The sequence below is a fragment of the Pantoea sp. S62 genome, from assembly GCF_016658625.1.
GTDB classification, from domain to species: Bacteria; Pseudomonadota; Gammaproteobacteria; order Enterobacterales; family Enterobacteriaceae; genus Pantoea; species Pantoea vagans.
Window position 1 is genome coordinate 83,180 of sequence record NZ_JACVVI010000009.1, and the last position, 24,715, is coordinate 107,894.

General features: G+C 57.0%; 22 protein-coding genes and 1 riboswitch. Of the genes, 5 read left to right on the forward strand and 17 right to left on the reverse strand.

All coding sequences use genetic code 11. From position 1 onward, the window contains the following. Window positions 1-115: 115 nt before the first annotated feature. The 4 genes from cdd to metG all read right to left on the reverse strand — a co-directional run bounded on the left by cdd (window position 116) and on the right by metG (window position 4,466). Complete coding sequence (cdd, locus tag IBT54_RS14300) at window positions 116-1,006, reverse strand: cytidine deaminase (protein WP_147789785.1); 891 nt, start codon at window positions 1,004-1,006, stop codon at window positions 116-118. 120 nt (window positions 1,007-1,126) lie between these two features. Further along, complete coding sequence (locus IBT54_RS14305) at window positions 1,127-1,819, reverse strand: CidB/LrgB family autolysis modulator (protein ID WP_201252334.1); 693 nt, start codon at window positions 1,817-1,819, stop codon at window positions 1,127-1,129. After that, on the reverse strand, window positions 1,812-2,204 hold the full coding sequence (locus IBT54_RS14310; protein ID WP_201252335.1) for a CidA/LrgA family protein: 393 nt from the start codon (window positions 2,202-2,204) through the stop codon (window positions 1,812-1,814). The genes IBT54_RS14305 and IBT54_RS14310 overlap by 8 nt, the downstream gene beginning before the upstream one ends. A 228-nt stretch (window positions 2,205-2,432) precedes the next feature. Beyond that, a complete protein-coding gene (gene metG, locus IBT54_RS14315; RefSeq protein WP_201252336.1) occupies window positions 2,433-4,466 on the reverse strand; it encodes a methionine--tRNA ligase in 2,034 nt (677 codons plus the stop codon). A 177-nt stretch (window positions 4,467-4,643) separates the two neighbouring features. On the opposite strand from metG, the gene apbC reads away from it, so the two are divergent. Then, entirely contained in the window at window positions 4,644-5,756 is a 1,113-nt protein-coding gene (gene apbC / locus IBT54_RS14320; RefSeq protein ID WP_201252337.1) for an iron-sulfur cluster carrier protein ApbC, read from the forward strand. On the opposite strand, the gene IBT54_RS14325 is transcribed toward apbC, so the two are convergent. Continuing rightward, the gene (locus IBT54_RS14325; RefSeq protein ID WP_013358497.1) at window positions 5,753-6,208 is read right to left on the reverse strand and encodes a GNAT family N-acetyltransferase; all 456 of its coding nucleotides are present in this window, start codon (window positions 6,206-6,208) and stop codon (window positions 5,753-5,755) included. The genes apbC and IBT54_RS14325 overlap by 4 nt on opposite strands. Before the next feature lie 234 nt (window positions 6,209-6,442). Between IBT54_RS14325 and ahpC the strand changes: the two genes are divergently transcribed. Then, on the forward strand, window positions 6,443-7,006 hold the full coding sequence (gene ahpC / locus IBT54_RS14330) for an alkyl hydroperoxide reductase subunit C (RefSeq protein WP_110330644.1): 564 nt from the start codon (window positions 6,443-6,445) through the stop codon (window positions 7,004-7,006). Between the two features lie 71 nt (window positions 7,007-7,077). Next, window positions 7,078-8,646: an alkyl hydroperoxide reductase subunit F gene (ahpF, locus tag IBT54_RS14335; RefSeq protein ID WP_201252338.1), complete on the forward strand. Its 1,569-nt coding sequence runs from the start codon at window positions 7,078-7,080 to the stop codon at window positions 8,644-8,646. 54 nt (window positions 8,647-8,700) lie between these two features. Here the strand turns inward: ahpF and IBT54_RS14340 are convergent, their stop codons facing one another. Beyond that, a complete protein-coding gene (locus tag IBT54_RS14340; RefSeq protein WP_201252339.1) occupies window positions 8,701-9,660 on the reverse strand; it encodes an AEC family transporter in 960 nt (319 codons plus the stop codon). A 97-nt stretch (window positions 9,661-9,757) separates the two neighbouring features. Then, complete coding sequence (locus tag IBT54_RS14345) at window positions 9,758-9,955, reverse strand: hypothetical protein (protein WP_013358493.1); 198 nt, start codon at window positions 9,953-9,955, stop codon at window positions 9,758-9,760. A 298-nt stretch (window positions 9,956-10,253) separates the two neighbouring features. Then, window positions 10,254-10,350, forward strand: a riboswitch (TPP riboswitch). A gap of 34 nt (window positions 10,351-10,384) precedes the next feature. Between IBT54_RS14345 and thiM the strand changes: the two genes are divergently transcribed. Both thiM and thiD read left to right on the forward strand, forming a co-directional pair. Further along, window positions 10,385-11,182, forward strand: a complete 798-nt coding sequence (thiM, locus tag IBT54_RS14350; protein ID WP_201252340.1) for a hydroxyethylthiazole kinase — start codon at window positions 10,385-10,387, stop codon at window positions 11,180-11,182. Continuing rightward, window positions 11,169-11,969 carry a bifunctional hydroxymethylpyrimidine kinase/phosphomethylpyrimidine kinase gene (gene thiD, locus IBT54_RS14355; protein WP_201252341.1) on the forward strand — a complete coding sequence of 267 codons (801 nt, stop codon included), beginning with the start codon at window positions 11,169-11,171 and terminating at the stop codon, window positions 11,967-11,969. Before thiM ends, thiD begins: the two co-directional genes overlap by 14 nt. 52 nt (window positions 11,970-12,021) lie before the next feature. Here the strand turns inward: thiD and IBT54_RS14360 are convergent, their stop codons facing one another. The 10 genes from IBT54_RS14360 to IBT54_RS14405 form a co-directional block, all read right to left on the reverse strand. Continuing rightward, window positions 12,022-12,708, reverse strand: coding sequence for a GntR family transcriptional regulator (locus tag IBT54_RS14360; RefSeq protein WP_095706891.1), 687 nt, complete (start codon window positions 12,706-12,708; stop codon window positions 12,022-12,024). A 100-nt stretch (window positions 12,709-12,808) separates the two neighbouring features. Then, a complete protein-coding gene (locus IBT54_RS14365) occupies window positions 12,809-14,269 on the reverse strand; it encodes a mannitol dehydrogenase family protein (RefSeq protein ID WP_201252342.1) in 1,461 nt (486 codons plus the stop codon). Between the two features lie 67 nt (window positions 14,270-14,336). After that, a complete protein-coding gene (locus IBT54_RS14370) occupies window positions 14,337-15,620 on the reverse strand; it encodes an MFS transporter (protein ID WP_033733262.1) in 1,284 nt (427 codons plus the stop codon). Window positions 15,621-15,701: 81 nt separating this feature from the next. Continuing rightward, the gene (locus IBT54_RS14375; protein WP_201252343.1) at window positions 15,702-16,712 is read right to left on the reverse strand and encodes a Zn-dependent oxidoreductase; all 1,011 of its coding nucleotides are present in this window, start codon (window positions 16,710-16,712) and stop codon (window positions 15,702-15,704) included. Window positions 16,713-16,722: 10 nt separating this feature from the next. Further along, entirely contained in the window at window positions 16,723-17,937 is a 1,215-nt protein-coding gene (gene manD, locus IBT54_RS14380; RefSeq protein ID WP_095706894.1) for a D-mannonate dehydratase ManD, read from the reverse strand. 453 nt (window positions 17,938-18,390) lie between these two features. Further along, window positions 18,391-19,290, reverse strand: coding sequence for a lipid kinase YegS (yegS, locus tag IBT54_RS14385; RefSeq protein WP_201252344.1), 900 nt, complete (start codon window positions 19,288-19,290; stop codon window positions 18,391-18,393). Window positions 19,291-19,511: 221 nt separating this feature from the next. Next, entirely contained in the window at window positions 19,512-20,894 is a 1,383-nt protein-coding gene (gene yegQ, locus IBT54_RS14390; protein WP_201252390.1) for a tRNA 5-hydroxyuridine modification protein YegQ, read from the reverse strand. Window positions 20,895-21,161: 267 nt separating this feature from the next. Further along, entirely contained in the window at window positions 21,162-21,869 is a 708-nt protein-coding gene (gene baeR, locus IBT54_RS14395) for a two-component system response regulator BaeR (RefSeq protein ID WP_013358483.1), read from the reverse strand. Between the two features lie 6 nt (window positions 21,870-21,875). Then, window positions 21,876-23,264: a two-component system sensor histidine kinase BaeS gene (baeS, locus tag IBT54_RS14400; RefSeq protein WP_033783671.1), complete on the reverse strand. Its 1,389-nt coding sequence runs from the start codon at window positions 23,262-23,264 to the stop codon at window positions 21,876-21,878. Further along, window positions 23,261-24,667 carry an MFS transporter gene (locus tag IBT54_RS14405; RefSeq protein WP_201252345.1) on the reverse strand — a complete coding sequence of 469 codons (1,407 nt, stop codon included), beginning with the start codon at window positions 24,665-24,667 and terminating at the stop codon, window positions 23,261-23,263. The genes baeS and IBT54_RS14405 overlap by 4 nt, the downstream gene beginning before the upstream one ends. Between the last annotated feature and the right edge of the window lie 48 nt (window positions 24,668-24,715).

Sequence of the window (24,715 nt, forward strand, 5' to 3'; positions counted from 1 at the left end):
ATTCAGAGTAATTTGTAATGACGTGAATTCTGGCGCCAGATCCTATGAAATTTCCCACAGAAGTACAGCGTTTGTTAATAAAAGCTCACAAAACTGTGGCCTCTCTGACAGCGGGTTATGCTTTGTTCAGCGTCACCTGCAGCAGCTCACCGCAACCAAATGTCTCAAGCGTCGCCTGCGTGGCGGCGAACTGGCTTAACGTGGCATTTTCTACTTCGGCTAAAACTGCTTTTTTTATCTGACGAACATCGCCGCCCTGCATGTTCAGCATGACCAGTGCTGCCTGAAGCGGTGGGAAGCTCGGGTTAAACGCGGCATTTTCCGCATAACGACCAGCCACAATCTTGTCATCCGTGGTGAGCAGCGCAACACCCGCATGGGACTGGCTGTAGGGCGCGTGGCTGGCATTAGCGGCGGCAACCGCAGCCTGCACCAGCTCATCACCTTCGGCCACATAGCCGTGATCCACCTCGTCCATCAGGAAGGTCGTGATGTCGAGATCGCGCGGGCCAAAGGCATCCGGCAGATAATCGGCCAGGGTGCTGATTGCACGCTGCGGCAGGCTGATGCGAATGCTGGTGCCGCTGTTCAGTTCATTCATAAACTGACGGCAGTGACCGCACGGCGTGTAGTTCACGGTGATGGTCTCAAGCTGGCGCTCACCGCGCAGCCATGCATGAGTAATGGCGCTCTGCTCAGCGTGAACCGTCTGCTGCATCGGCGTGCCGACAAATTCCATGTTAGCCCCGAAGTACCAGTTGCCGCTCACGCCACGGGCAATCGCCCCGACGTTGAAATGGGAGACGGTGGCAACGGCGCAGGACGCCGCCAGCGGCAGCAGCGTCAGCGCCAGCGTATCGGCATCCATCTGCGTCTGCTGCTGCAGTGCGGCGACCTGGTCGGCGCTGAGCACCGCGTGAAAATTGGGATCGTCCAGCAGGGGAGCGAGTGCAGTTTGCAGCGTTGACGGCAGTGCCTCAAAAGCAGAGAGGAAACGGGAATGCATGTGAGCCTCATTAAATTCAGCAGGGTGATGTGCCAGTCACCGGTTTATATGTGATCCACATCGCTCTGACAATGTAACCTGTGTTGCATGTTTCAACTTTGCGAGATCTCTCGCAAACTTTCAGCCAAACCAGTGCATCAGCAGCGGAAAAATAAAGGGTGCCAGCAGGGAGGTGATGATGCCGCAGATCACCAGCGCCAGTGAGCTGAAGGCTCCTTCCTGATAGTCAAGTTCCGCGGCACGTGCCGTGCCCAGCGCATGCGACGCATTGCCAATTGCCAGTCCGCGCGCCGCTTTCGATTTCACGCCCAGCAGATTCAGCACCGTGTGTCCGAATACCGCACCCAGTACACCCGCAATCAGCACGCAGATGGCGCTGATGGCGGGGATGCCGTGCAGCGAGCCGGAGACGGCCATCGCGATGGGCGTGGTCACGGATTTAGGCACGATGGTGGCGGCAATTTCAGGCGTGGCACCCATCCACAGGGCAATGGCGGTGCCTGAGATCATGGCGGTCAGGCTGCCGATAAAGCAGACGCCAATAATCGATTTCCAGCGGGCGCGGATCTGATGCATCTGCTCATACAGCGGCAGTGCCAGCGCCACCACCGCCGGTTGCAGCAGCTGATTAAGAATCTGGCTACCGGCGAAATAGCGCGAGTAAGGAAGCTGCAACAGCAGCAGTATCGGGGTAATGATCGCCATCGCGACCAGCAGCGGATTAAGCAGCGAGATTTTCAGCCGTATCGCCAGCTTGCGCGCCAGAAAAAAGGCCGCCAGCGTCAGTGGCAGTGACCACCACATGTCACTCATCGGCTGACTCTCCGGCCGGACGGCGGCTGTGAAGCTGGTGGGCGCTGACGCCGACAATAGAGAGCACCAGGAAAGTACTGACCACACAGGAGACAACAATCGGGCCAAACTGTGCGGAGAGGATATCGGTGTAGCTCATCACCCCGACGCTGATTGGCACAAACAGCAGCGCCATATAGCGAATCAGCAGATGACAGCCCGGTTTTACCCAACTGACCGGCAGGATTTGCGACGCCAGCAGGGCGAACAGAATGAGCATTCCCAGGATGCTGCCAGGCAGCTTAATGGGCAGCAGCGAAGCGATGCCGAGACCAGCGTATAAGCAGAGATAAATGATGATAAAGGCGCGAAGATATTGTCCGCAGACAGACAGCACGGTGAGCATGGCAGGCTCCTGTTTTCACTGAGCTTCATCATACGCATTAACCGCTTAGCGTGCTAGCGATCACATTTATGCCGCGGAGTAGCAGCAACGGGCAAAGCGTTTCAGCAGAAGGAAGCGGGGCAGTAGCGGTGAGAATGCGAAGCGGGGAAGATAACCCTTCGCGCCAGTGATACGGCGCGAAGGGTTCAGAACGGCACTGCGCTTAACCTTTTGAGCGTCGGCAGGCGATTACTTAACCGGCATACCCGGTACAGCACCGCTGTCGACGGAGAGTACGAACAGATCTTTGCCGCCCGGACCCGCTGACAGCACCATGCCTTCAGAGATACCAAAGCGCATTTTACGCGGCGCCAGGTTAGCCACGATAATGGTCATTTTACCGACCAGCACGGCGGGATCAGGATAGGCGGCACGAATACCTGAGAAGATCTGACGCTTCTCGCCGCCCAGGTCAAGTTGCAGACGCAGCAGCTTGTCCGAACCTTCCACCAGTTCCGCCTGCTCAATTAGCGCGACGCGCATATCGACTTTGGCGAAATCATCAATGGTGATGGTTTCACCGATCGGCGCATCGGCTAGCGGGCCCGTGGCGGCCGGTGCACTGGCGGCAGCGGCATCCTCTTTCGAAGCCTCAATCAGTCCTTCGACTTTCGCCATATCAATGCGGCTGTAGAGCGCTTTGAACGGCGCAACCTGATGATCCAGCAGCGGCTGCGCAATTGCATCCCAGCTCAGTTCACAGTTGAGGAAGCCTTCTGCACGGGCGCTCAGTGATGGCAGTACCGGCTTCAGCCAGGTCATCAGAATGCGGAACAGGTTAATACCCATTGAGCAGATAGCCTGCAGATCGGCATCGCGGCCTTCCTGCTTCGCCACCACCCACGGAGCCTGTTCATCGACATAACGGTTCGCCAGGTCAGCCAGCGCCATGATTTCACGGATAGCACGGCTGTATTCGCGTGCTGCCCACGCGTCACCAATCTTCTCTGACGCATCAACGAAGGTCTGGTAGAGCGCCGGATCGGCCAGCTCTGCTGCCAGTTTGCCGTCAAAGCGTTTGGTGATAAAGCCCGCGTTACGTGACGCCAGGTTAACCACTTTGTTAACGATGTCAGCATTCACGCGCTGGACGAAATCTTCCAGATTCAGGTCAATATCGTCGATACGTGAAGAGAGTTTCGCCGCGTAGTAGTAACGCAGGCTGTCGGCATCCAGATGCTGCAGCCAGGTGCTGGCCTTAATAAAGGTGCCGCGCGACTTCGACATCTTGGCACCGTTGACGGTGACATAGCCGTGTACAAACAGGTTGTTTGGCTTGCGGAAGTTGCTGCCTTCCAGCATCGCTGGCCAGAACAGGCTGTGGAAGTAGACGATATCTTTACCAATGAAGTGATACAGCTCGGTCGTCGAGTCTTTACGCCAGAATTCGTCGAAGTCGATGTCGCCGCGCTTGTCGCACAGGTTTTTGAACGAGCCCATGTAACCGATAGGCGCATCCAGCCAGACGTAGAAATATTTGCCTGGCGCGTCCGGAATTTCAAAGCCGAAATAGGGCGCATCGCGGGAGATATCCCACTGCTGCAGGCCCGATTCAAACCACTCCTGCATCTTGTTCGCCACCTGATCCTGCAGCGCACCGGAGCGGGTCCAGGCCTGCAGCATGGCGCTGAAAGACGGCAGATCAAAGAAGAAGTGCTCGGAGTCGCGCAGGACTGGCGTCGCACCGGATACCACTGATTTCGGATCGATCAGCTCGGTCGGGCTGTAGGTCGCGCTGCAGACTTCACAGTTGTCGCCATACTGGTCAGGCGATTTACATTTCGGGCAGGTGCCTTTCACAAAACGGTCCGGCAGGAACATCCCTTTTTCCGGATCGTAAAGCTGCGAGATGGTGCGGTTCTTAATAAAACCGTTCTCTTTCAGACGGCCGTAAATCAGTGCAGACAGCTCACGGTTTTCGTCGCCGTGAGTCGAATGATAGTTGTCATAGCTGACGTTGAAACCGGCAAAGTCGGCTTCATGCTCGCTTTTCATCTCTGCAATCATCTGCTCCGGTGCAATGCCTAGCTGCTGAGCTTTCAGCATGATCGGCGTGCCATGCGCATCATCGGCGCAGATGAAGTAAACCTGATTGCCACGCATTCGCTGATAACGCACCCAAATGTCTGCCTGGATATGCTCGAGCATGTGGCCGAGATGGATTGATCCGTTCGCGTAAGGCAGTGCGCACGTTACCAGAATTTTTTTAGCGACTTGAGTCATAGTTTGCGTAGCTTTCTGTTGATTGAAAAAACGGGCTTAGATGGTAACTGAAGGCTTCTCCTGCGTAAACACAAGGGATTCACCCCTGCCAGTCGCCGCAGATCCACGAGCATCTGATATCATTGACAATACATCGCTGAAACACAGCGTAAGCACAGCAGAAATAAGGAGCAGGGGATGACAGTACAATCCCGGGAACCGCATACGCCAGAGGGCCTGCGCGCCATCGTGGCCGGCGTATTGAGAAGCTTTGAGCATCCGACCCTTAAGCAGAATCTCACCGCCCTGAAGGCGTTGCATCATGTGGCGCTGCTGGATGGAACGCTGCATGTGGAACTGCTGATGCCGTTTGCCTGGGCCAGCGGGTTCAACGACCTTAAAGAGCAGGTCAGCGCCGACCTGCTGCGTCAGACCGGCGCCAGTGCCATCGACTGGCGGCTAAGCCACGATATTGCCACCCTGAAGCGGGTGAAAAACCAGCCGGGTGTGAACGGCGTTAAAAACATTATTGCAGTCAGCTCCGGCAAAGGCGGCGTCGGTAAATCCAGCACCGCCGTGAACATGGCGCTGGCGCTGGCAGCCGAAGGCGCACGGGTCGGGATTCTGGACGCCGATATCTATGGCCCGTCAGTGCCGAACATGCTCGGCACCCAGGATCAACGCCCGACCTCGCCGGATGGCACTCATATGGCACCGATCATGGCACACGGGCTAGCCACAAACTCCATCGGCTATCTGGTGACAGACGACAATGCGATGGTGTGGCGCGGGCCGATGGCCAGCAAAGCACTGATGCAGCTGCTCAACGAAACGCTCTGGCCGGAGCTGGATTATCTGGTGCTGGATATGCCGCCCGGCACCGGCGACATTCAGCTGACGCTGGCGCAGAACGTGCCGGTCACCGGCGCGCTGGTAGTGACCACGCCGCAGGACATCGCCCTGATTGATGCCCGCAAAGGGCTGGTGATGTTTGAAAAGGTCAATGTGCCGGTGCTGGGCGTGGTGGAAAATATGAGCCTGCATATCTGCAGTCAGTGTGGCTTCCACGAGCCCATCTTTGGCACCGGTGGCGCGCAGAAACTGGTGGAGGATTATCAGACGCAGCTGCTGGCCCAGCTGCCGCTGCACATCGATTTGCGTGAAGATCTTGATGAAGGTGAACCGACGGTAATTCGCCGTCCCGACAGCGAATTTACCGCGCTCTATCGCCAGCTGGCCGGACGCGTTGCGGCTCAGCTTTACTGGCAGGGCGACGTGATCCCCGGCGACATCGCCTTCCGCGCGCTTTAAGCCCGACCCGACCCGCTGGCATAGTGTGAGGCCAGCGGGTAGTGCATCAACACGTAGCCGCCGTGCTCGCCTTCGCCCTGTGAAATCATCTTCCAGCCATGTTGCAGATAAAAGGCCTGCGCCGCTTTGTTCTTCTGCAGGCATTTCAGCGCGCCGGTTGAGGTAAAGCGAGCTTCAACGGCTTCAAGTAAAGCGCTGCCCACGCCCCGTCCCTGCCAGTCGGGATCGACATAAAGGCTGTGCAGGAAGTTGTCGTTTTCCAGCAGCCCCGCAAATCCGACGCGCTGTCCCTCAGCTTCCGCGACCAGAACGGTTTCCCCCAGAATGACCCCATCAAAATCTTCCAGCTGCCACTCGCTGCCGTCGAGCCAGCGCCAGTTGTGTCGCCGCGCCGCCAGAAACAGCGTACGCAGGAAAGGACGATCGGCTTCCGTAAACGGACGAATCTCCACAGGTCAGCTCCCTTATCATCTTGTCTTACAAAACTAGCAGTGATTCGCGAAGACGGGCGAAAAGATAAAGCGGGTTAAATGTCACGAAAATCGCTGTACACTGCCAGCCGGGCCAGAGAGCATCAGGCTCTCAGCGTTTGATAGCTTTCGTTTATCAGATTGATAACGACCGCGTATTAGATGTTGGCCCGAAAATTATGTAACCTGCATCACATATTTTAACGGAGGCCACAGATGTCTATTATCAATACCAAAATCAAGCCGTTCAAAAACGCAGCATTCAAAAACGGCGAATTCATCGACGTAACCGAGAAAGACGTTGAAGGTAAATGGAGTGTGTTCTTCTTCTATCCAGCTGACTTCACCTTCGTCTGCCCGACCGAACTGGGCGACGTGGCTGACCACTACGAAGAATTCCAGAAACTGGGCGTAGATATCTACTCCGTTTCTACCGACACCCACTTTACCCACAAAGCCTGGCACGGTTCTTCAGACACCATCGCGAAAATTCAGTACGCGATGATCGGTGACCCGACTGGCGCGCTGACCCGTAACTTCGAAATCATGCGTGAAGACGAAGGTCTGGCTGACCGTGGTACGTTCATCGTTGACCCGCAAGGCGTTATCCAGGCTATCGAAATCACTGCTGAAGGCATTGGCCGTGACGCCTCTGACCTGCTGCGCAAAGTGAAAGCGGCTCAGTACGTGGCTTCTCACCCAGGTGAAGTGTGCCCGGCTAAATGGAAAGAAGGTGATGCAACACTGGCTCCGTCCCTGGACCTGGTTGGCAAAATCTAATTCCGCTTCGCCCTTTCGATCATTCTCCAATCGGGTGCTGCGGCACCCGATTTTTTGACCAGGATATCACTATGCTCGACACAAATTTGAAGACGCAGCTCAAGGCCTACCTTGAGAAATTAACCAAACCTGTTGAGTTGATCGCCACCCTGGATGAGGGTGCAAAATCAACCGAGATCCGTGAACTGTTGGTTGATATCGCCGGCCTGTCTGACAAAGTCAGCTTCCGCGAAGAGAACGATCGTCAGGTGCGTAAGCCTTCGTTTCTGATCACTAACCCAGGTTCGAATAGCGGCCCGCGTTTTGCCGGTTCTCCACTGGGTCACGAATTTACCTCACTGGTGCTGGCACTGTTACAGACCGGTGGGCATCCGTCGAAAGAAGCACAGAGCCTGCTGGATCAGATCGCGGCGCTGGACAGTGACTTCCATTTCGAAACTTATTATTCACTCTCCTGCCATAACTGCCCTGACGTGGTTCAGGCGCTGAACCTGATGGCGGTGATTAACCCGCGCATCAGCCATACCGCTATCGACGGTGGCCTGTTCCAGAATGAGATTCAGGAACGCAACGTGATGGGCGTGCCAGCGGTTTACCTCAACGGTAAAGAGTTTGGTCAGGGCCGCATGAGCCTGGCCGAAATCGTCAGCAAAGTAGACACCAACGCCGATAAACGCGCAGCGGAAGAGCTGAACAAGCGTGACGCCTACGAAGTCCTGATTATCGGCAGCGGCCCGGCGGGCGCAGCGGCAGCGGTCTACTCAGCACGTAAAGGTATCCGTACCGGTCTGCTGGGCGAGCGTTTTGGCGGCCAGGTGCTGGACACGGTGGATATCGAAAACTACATCTCCATGCCGAAAACCGAAGGGGCAAAGCTGGCAGGTGCACTGCGCGCACACGTTGATGATTACAACGTGGACGTCATCGAAAGCCAGAGCGCCATCAGACTGATTCCGGCGGCGAAAGAGGGCGGACTGCACGCCATCGAAACCGCCTCCGGCGCAGTACTGAAATCACGCAGCATCATCCTGGCGACCGGCGCACGCTGGCGCAACATGGGTGTGCCGGGTGAAGAAGAGTACCGCACCAAAGGCGTGACCTACTGCCCGCACTGCGATGGCCCACTGTTCAAAGGCAAGCGCACGGCGGTAATCGGCGGCGGTAACTCCGGTGTTGAAGCGGCCATTGACCTGGCGGGTATCGTTGAACACGTTACGCTGCTGGAGTTTGCCGGTGAGATGCGTGCCGACCAGGTGCTGCAGGATAAACTGCGCAGTCTGAAGAACGTTGATGTGATCCTGAACGCGCAGACCACTGAAGTGAAAGGCGACGGCACCAAAGTGACCGGCCTGCACTATATTGACCGTACGACGCAGACCACCCACGAGCTGCCGCTCTCCGGTATCTTCGTTCAGATTGGACTGCTGCCGAACACCCCATGGCTGGAAGGCGCGGTTGAGCGCAACAAAATGGGTGAGATCATCATCGACGGTAAATGCGAAACCAGCCTGAAAGGCGTATTCGCAGCGGGTGACTGCACCACCGTGCCGTACAAGCAGATCATCATCGCCAGCGGCGAAGGTGCCAAAGCCTCACTGAGCGCGTTTGATTATCTGATCCGCACTAAGTCTGCTGAATAACGTTTCGTCAGCCAGACAACAGCCCTTCAGCATCCATGCTGAAGGGCTTTTTTATTAATAGCCCGCCAGCGTCATCAGCATCATCCATACTGGCGTCGTCACCGCCGCAAATACCGTAGAAAAGAGCATACTCGCCGCCGCCGGGCCAGGAATGACATTGAACTTCTGCGACATCAGATAGACGTTAACTCCGACCGCCATCGAGCCCAGCAATACCACCACTTTACTCTCCAGCGGCGGCAAGCCGGTCAGCCAGGCAATCGCCCATACCGTCATCGGCTGCAGTATCAGCTTCAGCAGGCAGATGGTATAGCTCTCTTTAAGTCCGTCCCGCACCCGATAGTGCGCCAGGCTCATGCCCAGCGTGACCAGCGACAGGGGCGCGGCCAGTGAAGCCAGCATCTTTAACGGTTCCGCGGCGAGCATCGGCAAAGGACGTTGCAGAAAACTCCAGGCGGTCCCGCTGAGAATGCCGATGATCAGCGGATTCTTCAGCACGCCAGTCAGGGTGTGCCACACGCCTTGCAGCGAGAAGCTGCCCTGTTTCGCCCATTCGACCGAAACGGTGAGTAAGGTCCAGAGGATCAGGCTGTTAAACACCAGCACCAGCGCCACCGGGGGCAGGGCTTCTGGCCCGAGCAGCACCGTAGCTACCGGGATCCCCAGCATCACGTTATTGGAAAAGATGCCACCCAGCGCAAAGACCGAAGCCGCCACGCCATCCAGATTAAACAGCCTTGTTGCCAGCACTCTTCCCACGATAAATACCAGCAGGCAACTGCCGAAGAAGGCCAGGAGCAGGCGCGCATCCACCGGCGGACTTTGCGAGAAGGTGCTCATCACCCGAAACAGCATGCAGGGCAGCGCGACGTTAAACACAAAGCGGTTCATCCCTTCACTGATGCTGGCGGGCCATTTTCCGAGGCGCGTCAGGCAGTATCCCAGCAAAATCAGGATAAACAGCGGAGCTGACAGATAAATTTGATGGCTAAGGCTTTCAAACAGCAGTGGCATAGGGAGAGTCTGGTCAGACGATGATTAGTTACCAGACTAACAAATTGCTAACTAACTGTTAACTATAACGGTGTCCGGATTGAGCGCAGCAGGGACGCTAGCCTAACCAGCGGCGTGCCTGCTGGTCACTGATATCGCGATAATAGACGCGATGAATGATTTCGCCGCAGCCCGCACAGTGCGCGGAAATATAGGTGGAAAGATAAGATCTGCCATTTGGCGCGATAGCACCCCGACGTTCAATAATAATATCCTGCCATCGATGGCGGTGAGGAATAAGCGCTGATAATCGCATCATACATCCTGAATAGTATGAAGTTCCGCTCCAGAAGTTTATTAACTCACTGAAATAAAATGTTTTTTACGATGATGCTGCTGGCAGGTTAATTATTATAGGGTCACCAGAATCCCTGCGGGAAATATTATCCGTCAGGGTAATAAACAGGGCTACCTATAAAGAGGTATCCCGATAACCCGCAGCATTAAGCCTTTTTTTGTACTGCTGAGAGTTGATCGGGATCATGTGAATTGTTCCAGTTCCGATTATTTTCCAGGCTTGCTTTAACGGTACGCCTTGCCTATGCTGCAAGCCGTAATACGACTCGGGGTGCCCTTCTTTGTGAAGGCTGAGAAATACCCGTAATACCTGATCTGGATAATGCCAGCGTAGGGAAGTCTGATGCCTGACCGCATTCGCCTTCTTGTTCGCCGGTTGGGAGCTACGATGACACATCAATCTCAACACCTTTCTGCTGCGCACTTCGCGCCCGTTTTGCACACTTTCCGCCGTCAGTCACCGCTGGTGCACTGCATGACCAATGACGTGGTCCAGAACTTCACTGCCAACGTCCTGCTGGCACTCAACGCCTCACCAGCAATGGTGATCGATGCTGACGAAGCGGCACAGTTCAGCCGCTTTGCCGATGCGTTGCTGATTAACGTCGGCACCTTAACCCGTGAGCGTCAGCAGACGATGCAGGCTGCCGTCACCGCCGCCAGTGAGGCGGGAACCCCCTGGACACTCGATCCGGTCGCCGTCGGCGCGCTGACGCTGCGCAGTGACTTCTGTCAGCAGCTGCTCAGCCAGCAACCGGCGGTGATCCGCGGTAATGCGTCAGAGATTCTGGCGCTGGCGCAGCAGGCCAGTGGCGGGCGCGGTGTTGATACGCTGCATCAGGCGGATGCAGCACTCGATGCGGCACAGCAACTCGCTGAGACCTGGCATTCGCTGGTCATTGTCACCGGCGAAGTGGACTATGCCACCGACGGTCAGCGAATCCTCGCCATCAGCGGCGGAAGCCCGTTAATGACGCGCGTGGTCGGAACCGGCTGCGCGCTCTCTGCCGTAGTGGCGGGATTCAGTGCTCTGCCGGGCGATCGGCTGATGAATGTGGCGGCCGCCTGTCAGGTCATGGCCCTGGCGGGGGAAAAGGCAGCGGCGCAGGCAGCCGGGCCGGGCAGCTTTGCCACAGCATTTATTGATGCACTCTGGACGCTGGAGGTGGAGCATGAAGCGCATTAATGCTCTGACGATTGCCGGTACCGATCCCAGCGGTGGCGCAGGCATTCAGGCCGATCTGAAAACTTTCTCTGCCCTGGGCGCCTACGGCACCAGTGTGATTACCGCACTGGTGGCGCAGAACACGCAGGGCGTGCAGTCGGTTTATCGCATTGAACCGAACTTTGTTGCCGCCCAGCTCGATTCGGTACTGGATGACGTGCGTATCGACAGCGCAAAAATCGGCATGCTTTCTGAAACGGCCATTGTGGAACAGGTTGCGGCCCGGCTGAGGCGTGCTGAGATCCCGTTTGTGGTGCTGGATACGGTGATGGTCGCGAAAAGTGGCGATGCGCTGCTCCCGCCAGACGCCGTGGCCAGCGTACGTGAGCAGTTATTACCGCAGGTGTCGCTCATCACGCCAAATCTGCCGGAAGCGGCGGCATTGCTGGATTGCGCTATCGCCACCGATGAGGCGGAGATGCGCGAGCAGGGACGGGCCTTGCTGGCACTTGGCTGTCAGGCGGTGCTGATGAAGGGTGGTCATCTGGCGGCGGCGGAGAGTCCGGACTGGCTGATTACTCACTCAGCAGAACAGCGATTCAGCATGCCACGCGTGCATACCCGTCATACCCATGGCACCGGTTGCACGCTGTCGGCCGCCTTAGCCGCGTTACGTCCGCGCCATGCTGACTGGGCAGAGACGATTGAGGAAGCCAAAAACTGGTTGCAGCAGGCGCTGTTAAAGGCGGATTCGCTGGAGGTCGGAAAGGGGATTGGACCGGTGCACCATTTTCACCAATGGTGGTAAAGGCGAAGGCCCGCATCGACCTGGTATTCAGGCAGTGCGGGCAGTTTCAGTTTCAGGGGGCTTCAAACCAGGCGCTGTTGCGCTCGGCAATCGGGGTGATTGAGAAAATCATCTCCTGCAGGTGACGGCGCATCGCTGCTTCGGCGGCATCGGCATCATGGCGCTTCAGCGCGGCAAAAATCTCTTCATGCTGCTCAATCAGCCTCTCCGGTGGTGAGACTTCACTCAGCGTCAGAAACCGCACCCGGTCCATGGCCGCTTTTATGTTTTCCACCGTCTCCCAGGCAAGCTTGCAGTCAATGCTTTCAGCGATCAGGCGATGAAACTCATCATCCAGAGTGAGGAAAGCCTGGCTGTCATGCCGTCCGGCGGCCATGCGCTGCAACTGCAGATTGTGTTCCAGCGCCATCAGAGCAGGATCGTCAATCTCCAACGCTGCCCGCCGCACTACCGACACTTCCACCGCCTCACGGATAAAACGGCCATCCGCGACACGCTTAGCGGAGATTTTGCGCACGAAGGTGCCGCGCTGCGGCAATACCTGTACCAGTCCGGCTTCAGCCAGCTTAATGAACGCTTCACGCACCGGCTGGCGCGAAACGTTGAAGCGTGCGGAGACCTCTTTTTCAGAGAGCAGCGAACCTGGCTGAATTGCGCAGGTGACAATATCTTTGCGCAGATAACGGTAAATCTGCTGATTTACCGGTTCGCTGGTAGTAATGGTATAGGCGATCGACATGCAGCAATATCCATATTACGGCTGGCACAGGCCAGCACGATGGGAAAGTGTCAGTCTAATCAGGGTACTGCGCCTGCGCCAGTGCTTTGTGACCGCAGCATTAGCTGCGGTTCAGGTACTGATGCACTGTAGCTCGTGCGCCCTGGGTGGTGAGTTGCTGATACCAGGCCGTCAGCCGGGCGACCACGTCGCCATTCTGCGCCAGATCCTCGCCGAAGACTTCGCGGATGGCGAGTAATGCCCGTACGCGAGCCTCACCCTCTTCGCTGGCGGCAACGCACTCTGCAAGCTGCGCTTTCATCGGATCACGGATCTCAATCGGCTGACCCTGTTCATCAACGCCACCGACATAGCGCATCCAGCCCGCTATGCCCAGCAGCAGCAAATCGCAGTCACTGCCGCGCTGCAGGTGCCAGCGCAGGCTGTCGAGCATACGCTGTGGCAGTTTCTGGGTACCGTCAGTGGCAATCTGTCCGGTGCGATGTTTAATCGCTCGGTTTTCATAACGGGCGATCAGCGAGTCGGCATAGGCATTGAGATCCACGCCTTGGGTGCGCAGTGTGGGTGCCTGCTCATCGATCATCAGGGAGCGTGCGGCGGCACGGAAATGGGGATCGGCCATGCAGTCGCTGATGTACTCATAACCTGCCAGGAAGCCGAGGTAAGCCAGGAAAGAGTGGCTGCCATTCAGCATGCGCAGTTTCATCTCTTCGTAGGGCAGGACATCACTGACCAGTTCTGCGCCCGCCTTTTCCCACGCCGGACGACCATTGACGAAGTTATCTTCAATAACCCACTGGAAGAAGGGTTCCGCTTCAACCGCAACCGGGTCGCTGGAACCCAGGCGCGCGCTCAGGGCCGCAAACGCCGCATCGGTCATCGCCGGAACGATGCGATCCACCATGGTTGAGGGGAAGGTCATGTGCTGCTGAATGTACTCTGCCAGTTCCGGATCCTGCTGCCGGGCCAGTTGCACAATCACATTACGGGTGACGTGACCATTTTCCGGCATGTTGTCACAGGACATCACGCTGAAGGCAGGTAACCCCAGGTCACGGCGGCGGCGGATCGCGGCCAGAATAAGACCCGGTAGCGAGCGCGGCGCATCCGGATGCTGCAGATCATGGACGATATCGGGATGATCGGGATTTAAATTGCCACTGGCGGGCTGATGGCAGTAGCCTTTTTCAGTGACGGTCATGGAGACAATCGCCACTTCAGGCTGACTCATGGCGTTAATCACCGCCTCAATACCGTCACTTTTACCGTGCAGCGCCTGTGTGATGACACCAATCACCCGGGTATGCAGGGAATCATCGGCCACCTCTGTCAGGGTATAGAGCAGATGCTGCTCACGCAGGGCGTGAATCAGCGCGCCGCTGTTGAGGTTCACTTCGCAGTATCCCCAGTCGCTGCCCTGTTCAGCCAGCTTATCGCTGCAGAGTGCCTGATGGGCGCGATGAAACGCACCAAAACCGATATGCACCATGCGGGTTTTTAACTGGCTGCGGTCGTAAGCGGGGCGCCGGACCTCAGCGGGCAGGCGATCAATCTGTAACATAGTCCGTCCTTATGGCAAACGGGGCGCAAAGCGCCCCAAAATCATCATTCTGTTAGCGGAACAACACTCAGACCGAAACCGGTTTATCCTCAGGTTTTGGACTGCGAATCACAAACAGCACCAGGAAAGCCCCCAGCGCGGCGACACAACCCGCCAGGATAAAGGCGCTATCGAACTTACCGGTGTGCTGAACAATAAAGCCGGTGACGATCGGCCCGATGATGCCGGAGAGGCTCCCCACCAGATGGATAAAACCGCTGATGCTGCCAATACGGCTCTTGTGCACCACATCCTGAATAATCGCCCAGTAGATCGCGCCGGTGATGTAGAGAAAGAAAATGGACACCGACATCATCATCACGGCGGGAACCACCTCTTTTATCGTACCCGCCAGTGCCACACAAATTGCGGCTGCCAGCAGTGAGACCACCAGCACAATTTTGCGGGACAACAACAGTTTGCCGGTGATATTAAAGATTCTGTCAGAGATCCAGCCACCCAGCGCCAGGCCAACGAAACCGACGATCCACGGGATCATGGTGGTGATGCTCATCGATTTGATATCCAGGCCGTGCGCCTGCACCAGATAGGCCGGGAACCAGCTCAGGAAGAAGAACAGGATGTAGTTGTAGCAGAAGAAGGCAAACGCCGTGACCAGGATAATCGGCTGGCGCAGGTAGTAACCAAACGGATGCGGCGTTTCAGACAGGTCGACCTCGTCATTCGGGCTGGTGGCTTTCAGGCGATCGATCAGCAGACGCTCTTTTTCGGTGACCAGTTTGCTTTTCGCCGGATTATCAGCGGCAAAGAAGAGCCAGAACGCCATCCATACCAGACCGATACAGCAGACGATCACAAAGGCCGGACGCCAGCCGTAGGCCAGGGCCAGATAGCCGATGATCGGACCGGCTACCGCGCCGCCCAGCGGTGATCCGGCACTCAGTAAGCCCATCGCCGTGGCGGCCTGCTTCTTCGGGAACCAGCCATTAATCGCCTTGTTAGCCGAAGAGCAGATCGGGCCTTCAGCCATGCCGAACAGCACTCGCAGGATCAGCAGCGACCAGAAGCCGGTAGCCAGCGCCGTCATACCGCAGAAAATGGACCAGGCACCCACGGCCACGGCCAGCACGATTTTGGGGCCATAGCGGTCAGTGGCGAGGCCACCGACAAAGTTAAACAGAGCGTAGCCGAAGAAGAAGCTGCCGAAGATCATGCCGAACTGCTCAGCATTAATCGCCAGATCTTTTTCAACCAGCGGCACGGTCAGAGACAGGGCAACACGATCGAGGTAATTGATCATGTAAACCAGGAACAGCAGCAAAACGAGGGTCCAGCGCAGATTCTTGAACATACAAACTCCGTGATCTGTTTTATCTTTTTAATTATGCCGGCGGGTACACACCGGCAGAGGACACCTGGTGTTCAGCGGGCATTAACCCATCTGAAGGATCACTTTGCAGCAGGTGCGCGGATCTTTTTCGAACAGGGTCATCGCGCGTTCAATCTCCTGCAGCGGGAAGTAGTGGGTGACCAGCTTCTCTGGCTGGATTAACCCCTTTTCCATCCATTCAATTACCTGCGGGAAGCGGTTGCTGTTAAGACGTGAGGTAAACAGCGACAGCTCTTTGCTGGTCAGGCTTTGCTGGGTAATGGCGCACGGTTCGCCGGAGAAGCCCAGCAGACCGATGCGCGCGGCCGGTGAGGCGAGGGCGGCGGCTTCTGCCAAAATGGAGGGATGGCAGGCCGCGTCGATAATCAGCGTGGGCTGCACGCCCTCAAGCTGAGCCGCTAACGGGATTTCGCTATTATCAAACAGCTGATCGGCACCGCTCTGCTCAGCCAGCGCCAGACGTTCCGGCAGGCGATCTACCACCATCACCTTTTTCACCTGATAGACGCCCTTCAGCACCTGAATGGCGGTGAGCCCCATCGGGCCGGCGCCATAAATCAGCGCCACATCATCCGGCTGCGGCTTGAGAAACGCCGTGATGTTGGCTGCGATAGTGAAAGGCTCGATCAGGCTGGCGAGCTTATCGGGAATCGCGTCCGGCAGGTGCCAGGCATTTTTAGCCGGGGCCAGCGCATACTCGCTGAAGCCGCCGTCGCGGTGCACACCAATCACCTGCAGGGTGGTACAGACATTGGGACGGCCTACCGAGCAGGGATAGCAGTGACCGCAGCTTACCACCGGATCGACCGCGACGCGCTGGCCCAGTCGTGCCGCGTCGACACCGTCACCCACCGCATCGATCACGCCAAAAAATTCATGACCAATCACTCGCGGATATTTCGCGAACGGGTTATGACCGTGCCAGATATGCACGTCAGAGCCACAGATGCTGGCATAGGCCACTTTAACCCGGACTTCGCCCGCCGCGGGTTGTGGCAGTGGACGTTCAGCTAACACCAGTTCACCCGGCTGTTCAATCACTACGCTTTTCATGGGGTTCTCCTTACCAGTTCCACAGGGTGCCATCTTCAAGACGGGCGACCGGCAGATAGGCAGGTTCATAGGGATATTTCGCCGCCAGTTTCTCGTTGAAATCAATGCCGAGGCCCGGCTTGTCGCCTGGATGCATGTAGCCCTGGTCAAAGGTCCAGTTAGCATCAAACAGTTCCATCATCTGTTCGGAAAAGCCCATGTACTCCTGCACGCCGAAGTTCGGTACCCAGAGGTCAAAGTGCAGCGCAGCCGCCATGCAGACAGGGGAGAGATCCGAAGGACCGTGCGAGCCGGTACGCACCTGATAGAGTGACGCAAAATCAGCGATACGACGCATCCCGGTAATGCCGCCCGCGTGGGTGATAGTGGTGCGGATGTAGTCGATCAGCTGCTCTTCAATCAGCTGCTTACAATCCCAGATGCTGTTGAACACTTCGCCTACCGCAATCGGCGTGACGGTGTGCTGGCGAATCAGACGGAAGCATTCCTGATTCTCAGCAGGCGTCGGATCTTCCATCCAGAACAGACGATAATCTTCCACGCTTTTGCCGAAACGTGCCGCTTCAATCGGCGTCAGGCGATGGTGCATGTCATGCAGCAGATGCTCATCGAAACCAAACTTGTCGCGGATCGCCTCAAACAACGTTGGCGTAAAATCGAGGTATTTCTCGGTTGACCAGAGCTGCTCTTCCGGCCAGTTACCTTTGGTCGCAGGTTCGTAGGCCAGGCCTTTACCTTTTGCCATGCCGTAGGTGGTTTTCATGCCCGGCACGCCGCACTGCGCACGAATCGCTTTGAAGCCCAACTCTTTGTGCTTCGCGTAGTCATCCATCACTTCGTCAATGGAGTGGCCGGTGGTGTGGCAATAGACCATCACGCCGGTGCGTGAAGCGCCGCCCAGCAGCTGGTAGAGCGGCATGTTGGCGGCTTTACCTTTGATATCCCACAGCGCCATATCGACAGCCGAGATCGCAGACATAGTAACCGGGCCACGACGCCAGTAAGCGCCTTTATAGAAGTATTGCCAGATGTCTTCGATCTGATGCGCATCGCGGCCAATCAGCTGCGGGCAGACGTGATCTTTCAGGTAGGAGGCGACCGGCAGTTCTCGGCCATTCAGCGTGGCATCACCCACGCCGGTCAGCCCCTGATCGGTGGTGATCTTCACGGTAACAAAGTTTCTGCCTGCGCAGGTTACGAATACTTCCGCCTTAACAATTTTCATCCTGGTTGCCTTTCAGTCAGCGTTCAATGATGAAAAAGTACGCTGTTTAATACTACCATACAAGTTAGTCTGGCAGAGTTGTGAAGCCAGTCACAGACTGTTTCCTGGGGCGAAAGGGGGTAATGAACTGGCGTATTATTTGGCGACAAAAAGGGCGACGTGGTAGTAAAACGACGGGCGGCCAGCGTGAAAAAGGGGCTTTCGCCCTCTTAAGGTTATTGACAGCGTCTGCCCCTGCTGGCTGTAAGACCCAGCCGACGAAGGGAACACAGTCAGATCGGAAAGTCGCAAAAGCCGCCATCCCTGGCATGCTCGGCCCGCGCCGTCCCTGACGCGGGACGCTTTCCTCCTCTGCCCGTGTTCCCTACGCTTTAAGCTAATGCGTTGCTGCTAAATTCGTTCAGCTGTGAGTTTGTCAGAAATCTGAAGGGGCTTTCGCCCTCTGACCCATACTCAGGATAGGAGTTCACACTGCGGCGGCAGGCGACAGCTCAGCGCGCCCGCCATCACCTCAATCACGAATTCACGCCCGGAGAGCGGTTCACCATCCAGGTTAAAGGTCATCTCGTGTGGAGAGCGAATCGTCAGCGACTCCAGCTGCGTGGTGACGATGCCGGGGTTGTCATCGTCGCCGGTCAACGAGTGCAGCAGCGTCGGCAGCAGCTCCTGCGCGGTGACAATACTGACGTCAAGCCGGCCATCGTTGATCAGCGCACCAGGGCATAAGCGCTGACCGCCGCCCGCCTGACGCCCGTTACCAATACCGATAACCAGTGCATCACCCTGCCAGGCGAAATCGGGACCGCTGATCTCGCAGGTATCAGGTTTCAGCGTATCCATGCGCATCAGGCCGTGAATAAAGTAGGAGACACCGCCCAGCGCCGATTTCAGCTTTTCCGGTGTTTCTGTGGTGATGCGGGTGCCAAATCCGCCCGTCGCCATATTGATGAAGTAGTGGCTCTGGTTCACTCTGGCCAGATCGATGGCATGCGCTTTGCCCTGAATCGCCAGTCGCAATGCCGGTTCCATCTCTTCCGGAATACCGACGCTGGTGGCAAAGTCGTTGGCAGTGCCCAGCGGCAGGATGCCCAGCACCGGGCGATGATCGGCATCTGATGCCGCCAGCGCAGTGGCAACCTCATTAATGGTGCCATCGCCGCCACCGGCTACGACGGTCTCCGCCTGCAGCACAAACGCCTCTCTGACGTACCTGTCGCCATCGCCTTTTTCAAACGTGACACGCACCGCAATGTCGAAGCCTTCTTCACGCAGGGTGGTAATGGCTTCGCGCAGATCATCATTACCCGCGCCTTTCCCATTCAGGATGAGCAGCGTAAGCGGTTTATTGTCCATTTTGCGTTCCTTGAAGATCTACAGAGTAAGAAGGGAATGTATAGCACAGCTGCCAGCAGTAAATTATTGGCGAAAGAGAGAAAAAAGAAAACCCGCACGGGGGAGCCGGGCGGGTAAATGAGGTGGTTCCTGGTAAATCTGCCGTTTGTTGTTACTCGTTAGCAGCAGGCGGGACTATAAAGCAGCGCTGCGCAGGGGTCTGTGATCCTGTTCTGATTTCCTCAAATTGTTTCCGTTAGTAAACGATTATGAGGATCACGGGTATCTTCGCCGTGATCAAAATTGCGCAACAGCAGCGCAAAACGCAGATCGACCTCTTCCGGCACACGCAGCCAGACGCGATGGCCATCGCCGGGTGCAACCTCAGTGGGTTCGCCACGCGCATTCTGCAGGGCATCCAGCTGGCCATTCAGGTTGCCTTCGGGCGTCATGATCTCCACGCTATCGTGCAGCATAAACTTGTTCTTCACAGCCACTTCCGCCCATTCGCCCCGACGCTCGCCGGTAAATTCACCGACAAACTGCTGGCGATCCGAGACCGAAAAACCCTGCTGATAATTCTGGTAGCTGTCGTGAGTATGACGGCGCAGGAAGCCTTCGGTATAACCACGATGCGCCAGGCCTTCCAGCGTTAACAGCAGTGAGGGGTCAAACGGCTTACCGGCCGCGGCATCGTCAATCGCCCGGCGATAAACCTGAGCGGTGCGGGCGCAGTAGTAATAGGACTTGGTGCGTCCTTCAATTTTCAGCGAATGCACGCCCATCTCGCTGAGCCGCTCCACGTGTGCCACTGCGCGCAGATCCCGCGAGTTCATGATGTAGGTGCCGTGTTCATCTTCGAACGCGCTCATCACCTCACCCGGCTTCATCTTCTCTTCCAGCAGAAATACCTTGTCGGTGGGCTGACCGATACCCAGCGTGGGCGTCACATCCTGTACCGGGATGGGCTCATGAATACCGACGATATTCCCCACTTCATCCTGCTGGCCTTCCGCCACTTTATACTCCCAGCGGCAGGCGTTGGTGCAGGTGCCCTGATTCGGATCGCGTTTGTTCATATAGCCCGACAGCAGACAGCGACCGGAATAGGCCATACAGAGCGCACCATGAACAAACACTTCCAGCTCCATCTCCGGCACCTGCTGGCGGATCTCAGCGATCTCCTCCAGTGACAGCTCGCGTGACAGAATCACCCGGCTCAGCCCCATCTGCTGCCAGAATTTTACCGTGGCCCAGTTGACCGCATTGGCCTGTACTGACAGGTGAATCGGCATCGTCGGGAAAGCCTCACGCACCAGCATAATCAGGCCGGGATCGGACATGATCAGTGCGTCAGGCTGCATCGCCACCACCGGCGTTAAGTCACGAATAAAGGTTTTCAGCTTGGCGTTGTGCGGCGCAATGTTTACCACCACGTAGAATTTTTTGCCCAGCGCATGCGCTTCGTTGATGCCCAGCGCGAGGTTCTCGTGGGTAAATTCGTTGTTGCGCACCCGCAGGCTGTAGCGTGGCTGGCCAGCATAGACAGCATCGGCGCCATAAGCAAAGGCATAACGCATGTTTTTCAGCGTGCCGGCGGGGGAAAGCAGTTCGGGTTTCATGATGTTCTCACTGATGTCAGGTCAGTATGCCGCCTTAAGCGGCAGGTGCAGGGCCGTTAAGAGCCTATCCCATTCGGCTATTTTATTTGTCAGTCTGAACCTGGGCAGTGCTCACAATCCTCACGTACTACGTGTACGCTCCGGTTGTTCCGCGCTGTCCGTGTCCAGACTGCCTGCAACAATTACGCCTACTAGGATAAGCTCTAAGCCCTGCAAAAGGTGCGGAATTGTAGGCAGTGAGAAAAGGGAAGTAAATTGATCGGGATCAAACTAGATCAAATGACAGGCGTCGGCTTCCCAGCGATAGCCCATGCCGTAGACCGCACGGATAAAGGGTTGCTCGCTGTCAAGATTCTCCAGCTTGCGCCGCAGATTCTTGATATGGCTGTCGATGGTGCGATCCGTGACCACGCGATAGTCATCATAGAGATGATTGAGCAGCTGTTCGCGTGAAAAAACCTTGCCCGGTTCCAGCGACAGGGTTTTCAGCAGCCTGAACTCCGCCGGAGTAAGATCCAGCGGCTTTTCGCGCCAGCTGGCGAAGAAGCGGCTCTCATCAACCCGCAGTAACGAGGCGCTTTGCGGCTCTTCCGCTGAACGTTTGACCCGGCGAAGAATCGTTTTCACCCGCGCCACCACTTCACGCGGGCTGAAGGGTTTGCAGATGTAGTCATCCGCGCCCAGCTCCAGCCCCAGCAGCCGATCAATCTCTTCGGTGCGGGCGGTGACCATAATAATCGGCAGTTCGGAATGACGACGGATTTCGCGGCACAGCGTTAAGCCATCAGTGCCCGGCAGCATCAAATCCAGCAGCATCAGGTCGGGTGGCGTCTGGCGCACATACTCCAGCACCGCATTGCCGTCGGCGATGTGATGGGTACGGTAGTTCGAGGCGTGCAGATAATCGATCATCAGCTGCGCCAGTTTCGGCTCATCTTCGACCACCAGAATCAGCGGGTCGTGGTTTTCCTGGCTCATAAGCGTCTACACAGGGGGAACATAGCGCAAGTGTAGCGCGATTTTCAATCCACCTAAATCAGAGTGCGCCGCATGAATGTCGCCGCCGTGCGCATCTGCGATATTTTTACAGATGGCCAGGCCCAGGCCCGAACCGCCGCTTGCGCGATTGCGCGAGCCTTCGGTGCGGAAAAAGCGCTCAAAAATCTGCACCTGATGTTCTCTGTCTACGCCCGGTGCGCTGTCATCAAACTCAATGTGCCAGTGGGGGGCTTCATACTTCAGCGTCACTTCAACCCGTCCACCGCTGTCGGTGTAGCGCAGGCTGTTCTCAAGGAGGTTGGTGAACAGCTGCATCAGGCGGTCGGGATCGCCGAAGAAAGGCGCGTTGTCGGGCAGATTCAGCTTCAGCGTCAGGCCGTGCGCGCGATAACGTTCGGCAAAGCTGCCAGCGGTCACTTCCAGCAGCTGCACCAGATCGGTCGCCTGCTTGCGGTAGGCAAGGGCACCCACGTCCGACAGCGACAGCTGATGCAGGTCTTCTACCAGCTTGGTCAGCACCACGACTTCACTCTGCAGTGAGGCGATTGCGTCTGGCGTCAGTTTGCGTACGCCATCCTGCATCGCTTCCAATTCACCGCGGAGGATCGCCAGCGGCGTGCGCAGCTCATGGGAGATATCGGCCATAAAGGCGCGGCGCATGCTTTCGTTTTTCTCCAGCGAGCTGGCCAGCAGGTTAAAGTCACCGGCCAGCTGGCCCAGCTCATCCCGGCTGCTGACCTCAACGCGGGTGGCAAAATTGCCGGCCGCCAGATGATGCGTGCCATCGACCAGCCGCTTAACCGGCGCCAGCAGGCCCCGCGCCATCAGCCAGGTCGCCAGCGCCGCCAGCAGCGTTGACAGCCCCACGATAATCCAGCTGGTGCGCCGCTGCTGTTGATCAAAGTTAATATCGGTACTGCGCGTCAGCCGTTCTGGCGGCGAGCCGATCACCCAGCCAACCACCTTACCGGTACTGGTCGTGATATTGCGTCTTGTACCTTCCGGGGGCACCGGCCCCGGCGGTCCGACCATCACTTTATATTGCTGATCGAGGACCCAGAACTGGGTGCGCCAGCCGTGTGGCGGCAGCTGACTGCTGCTGTCAGGATTCTGCTCCAGCGAACGCAGCATGGTGAAGATCAGCCGATCGTTGTGGCGCAGAAAATCCCAGTTACCGTGTTGCTCATACTGATCGGCCAGCGCATCGCTGAGCAGATTTAATCGCTGCTCGTTGCCGCGCTTGATGTAGTCGACAAAGCCATGTTCGAAACTGAGGCGAACGCCCCAGTGCATGGTGATCAGCACCAGCATGCAGGTGGCGAAAATCGCCATAAACAGTTTGGCCCCGATGCCCAGGCGCAGGTTAACTCTCATTTTTTTCTCCGGCGTCGCAGATCAACGTTGGTACTTACCTGTGGCGGGACGCGCCAGAACACCAGCGCGGGCAGGATGATAATCAGCGACATGCAAAGGTAGGTATAAATAAACATCTGGTGCTCCGCTACGCTGTTTGCTGCGCTCTCCTGGGCAAACGCGCCCAGCAGCAGCCCGGCCACGGTGACGCCAATACTCATCGACAGCTGCATAATCATCGACAGCAGACTGTTGCCGCTGGAGGCCAGCTCATCCGGCAACTCCTTCAGCGTCAGGGTATTCATCGAAGAGAAGCGAATGGCGTTGACCATGCCCTGCAGAAACAGCACCAGCGGCAGCAGCCAGACCCAGCCCATGAGCGCCACCACTGGGAACAGCAGGACCACCAGCGCCAGCGCTATGGTCGATATCACCAGCACATTACGGTAGCCATAGAGATTGACGATGCGCACCACAATGCGCTTCATTCCCATATTGCCCAGCACCATCGGAATCATCATCAGACCGGCGTGAAACGGGCTGTAGCCCATGCCGAGCTGCAGAAAGATTGGCGTCATAAAGGGCAGCATGCCGCTGCCGATGCGGCCGGTAAAACTGCCGAGCAGGCCAATAGAGTAAACGCGATTATCAAACAGCTTCAGGCTGAACAGGGCGTTATCATTGCCGCGCGCATGCATCAGGTAAAACAGCAGAGATAACATGCCAGTGAGGATCATGGCACCCAGCAGCAATGGCGAACCGCCGCTGCTGCGCTGACCATCCAGCGCCAGTGTCAGAGTAGCCATCCCGGCAGCCAGCAGGATGAAACCACCGAAATCAAAGCGGCGCGTCTGCATGCGGTAGTTGGGCATCAGTATCAGGGTGGCGATAGCGCCTGCAATGCCAACCGGGATATTAATCAGAAAGATCCAGTGCCAGCTGGCGTACTCCACCAGCACACCGCCCAGCGCCGGACCCAGCAACGGACCAATCTGGCCGGGGAGGGTCACAAAGGTCATGGCCGACATGTACTGTTCGCGCGGCACGATCTTCATTACCGTCAGACGACCCACCGGCACCATCATGGCTCCGCCAATCCCCTGAACCACGCGCGACAGCACCAGCTGATCCAGCGTGCCGGAGATGGCGCACAGCAGCGAACCCAGGCTGAACAGCACAATCGCGCAGAAGAAGATGTTGCGCACGCCAAAGCGATCCGCCAGCCAGCCGCTGACCGGCAGCATCACGGCCACCGTCAGCACGTAATAGACGATCACCGAGTGCATGTGCAGCGGGCTGACGCCCAGGTCGTGTGCCATCGACGGGATCGCGGTATTGACGATGGTGGTATCCAGCGTCTGCATAAAGAAACCGATGGCAACAATCCACAGTTGCCAGCGGACGTTAGTGCTTTGCGTAGTCATCAATTCCCCCGGTCAAGGCGTCACATCCGCCGTCCGTTGCAGCCAGAC

Bases quoted from the DNA above. Each gene is read 5' to 3' on its own strand.
- IBT54_RS14310 (WP_201252335.1), bottom strand. From the start codon at position 2,204: ATGCTCACCGTGCTGTCTGTCTGCGGACAATATCTTCGCGCCTTTATC.
- apbC (WP_201252337.1), top strand. From the start codon at position 4,644: ATGACAGTACAATCCCGGGAACCGCATACGCCAGAGGGCCTGCGCGCC.
- IBT54_RS14375 (WP_201252343.1), bottom strand. From the start codon at position 16,712: ATGAAAAGCGTAGTGATTGAACAGCCGGGTGAACTGGTGTTAGCTGAA.
- baeS (WP_033783671.1), bottom strand. From the start codon at position 23,264: ATGAGAGTTAACCTGCGCCTGGGCATCGGGGCCAAACTGTTTATGGCG.
- IBT54_RS14370 (WP_033733262.1), bottom strand. From the start codon at position 15,620: ATGTTCAAGAATCTGCGCTGGACCCTCGTTTTGCTGCTGTTCCTGGTT.
- metG (WP_201252336.1), bottom strand. From the start codon at position 4,466: ATGACTCAAGTCGCTAAAAAAATTCTGGTAACGTGCGCACTGCCTTAC.
- IBT54_RS14340 (WP_201252339.1), bottom strand. From the start codon at position 9,660: ATGCCACTGCTGTTTGAAAGCCTTAGCCATCAAATTTATCTGTCAGCT.
- ahpF (WP_201252338.1), top strand. From the start codon at position 7,078: ATGCTCGACACAAATTTGAAGACGCAGCTCAAGGCCTACCTTGAGAAA.
- yegS (WP_201252344.1), bottom strand. From the start codon at position 19,290: ATGGACAATAAACCGCTTACGCTGCTCATCCTGAATGGGAAAGGCGCG.
- IBT54_RS14365 (WP_201252342.1), bottom strand. From the start codon at position 14,269: ATGTTACAGATTGATCGCCTGCCCGCTGAGGTCCGGCGCCCCGCTTAC.
- IBT54_RS14345 (WP_013358493.1), bottom strand. From the start codon at position 9,955: ATGCGATTATCAGCGCTTATTCCTCACCGCCATCGATGGCAGGATATT.
- IBT54_RS14360 (WP_095706891.1), bottom strand. From the start codon at position 12,708: ATGTCGATCGCCTATACCATTACTACCAGCGAACCGGTAAATCAGCAG.
- manD (WP_095706894.1), bottom strand. From the start codon at position 17,937: ATGAAAATTGTTAAGGCGGAAGTATTCGTAACCTGCGCAGGCAGAAAC.
- IBT54_RS14405 (WP_201252345.1), bottom strand. From the start codon at position 24,667: ATGACTACGCAAAGCACTAACGTCCGCTGGCAACTGTGGATTGTTGCC.
- cdd (WP_147789785.1), bottom strand. From the start codon at position 1,006: ATGCATTCCCGTTTCCTCTCTGCTTTTGAGGCACTGCCGTCAACGCTG.
- thiM (WP_201252340.1), top strand. From the start codon at position 10,385: ATGACACATCAATCTCAACACCTTTCTGCTGCGCACTTCGCGCCCGTT.
- IBT54_RS14305 (WP_201252334.1), bottom strand. From the start codon at position 1,819: ATGAGTGACATGTGGTGGTCACTGCCACTGACGCTGGCGGCCTTTTTT.
- baeR (WP_013358483.1), bottom strand. From the start codon at position 21,869: ATGAGCCAGGAAAACCACGACCCGCTGATTCTGGTGGTCGAAGATGAG.
- ahpC (WP_110330644.1), top strand. From the start codon at position 6,443: ATGTCTATTATCAATACCAAAATCAAGCCGTTCAAAAACGCAGCATTC.
- thiD (WP_201252341.1), top strand. From the start codon at position 11,169: ATGAAGCGCATTAATGCTCTGACGATTGCCGGTACCGATCCCAGCGGT.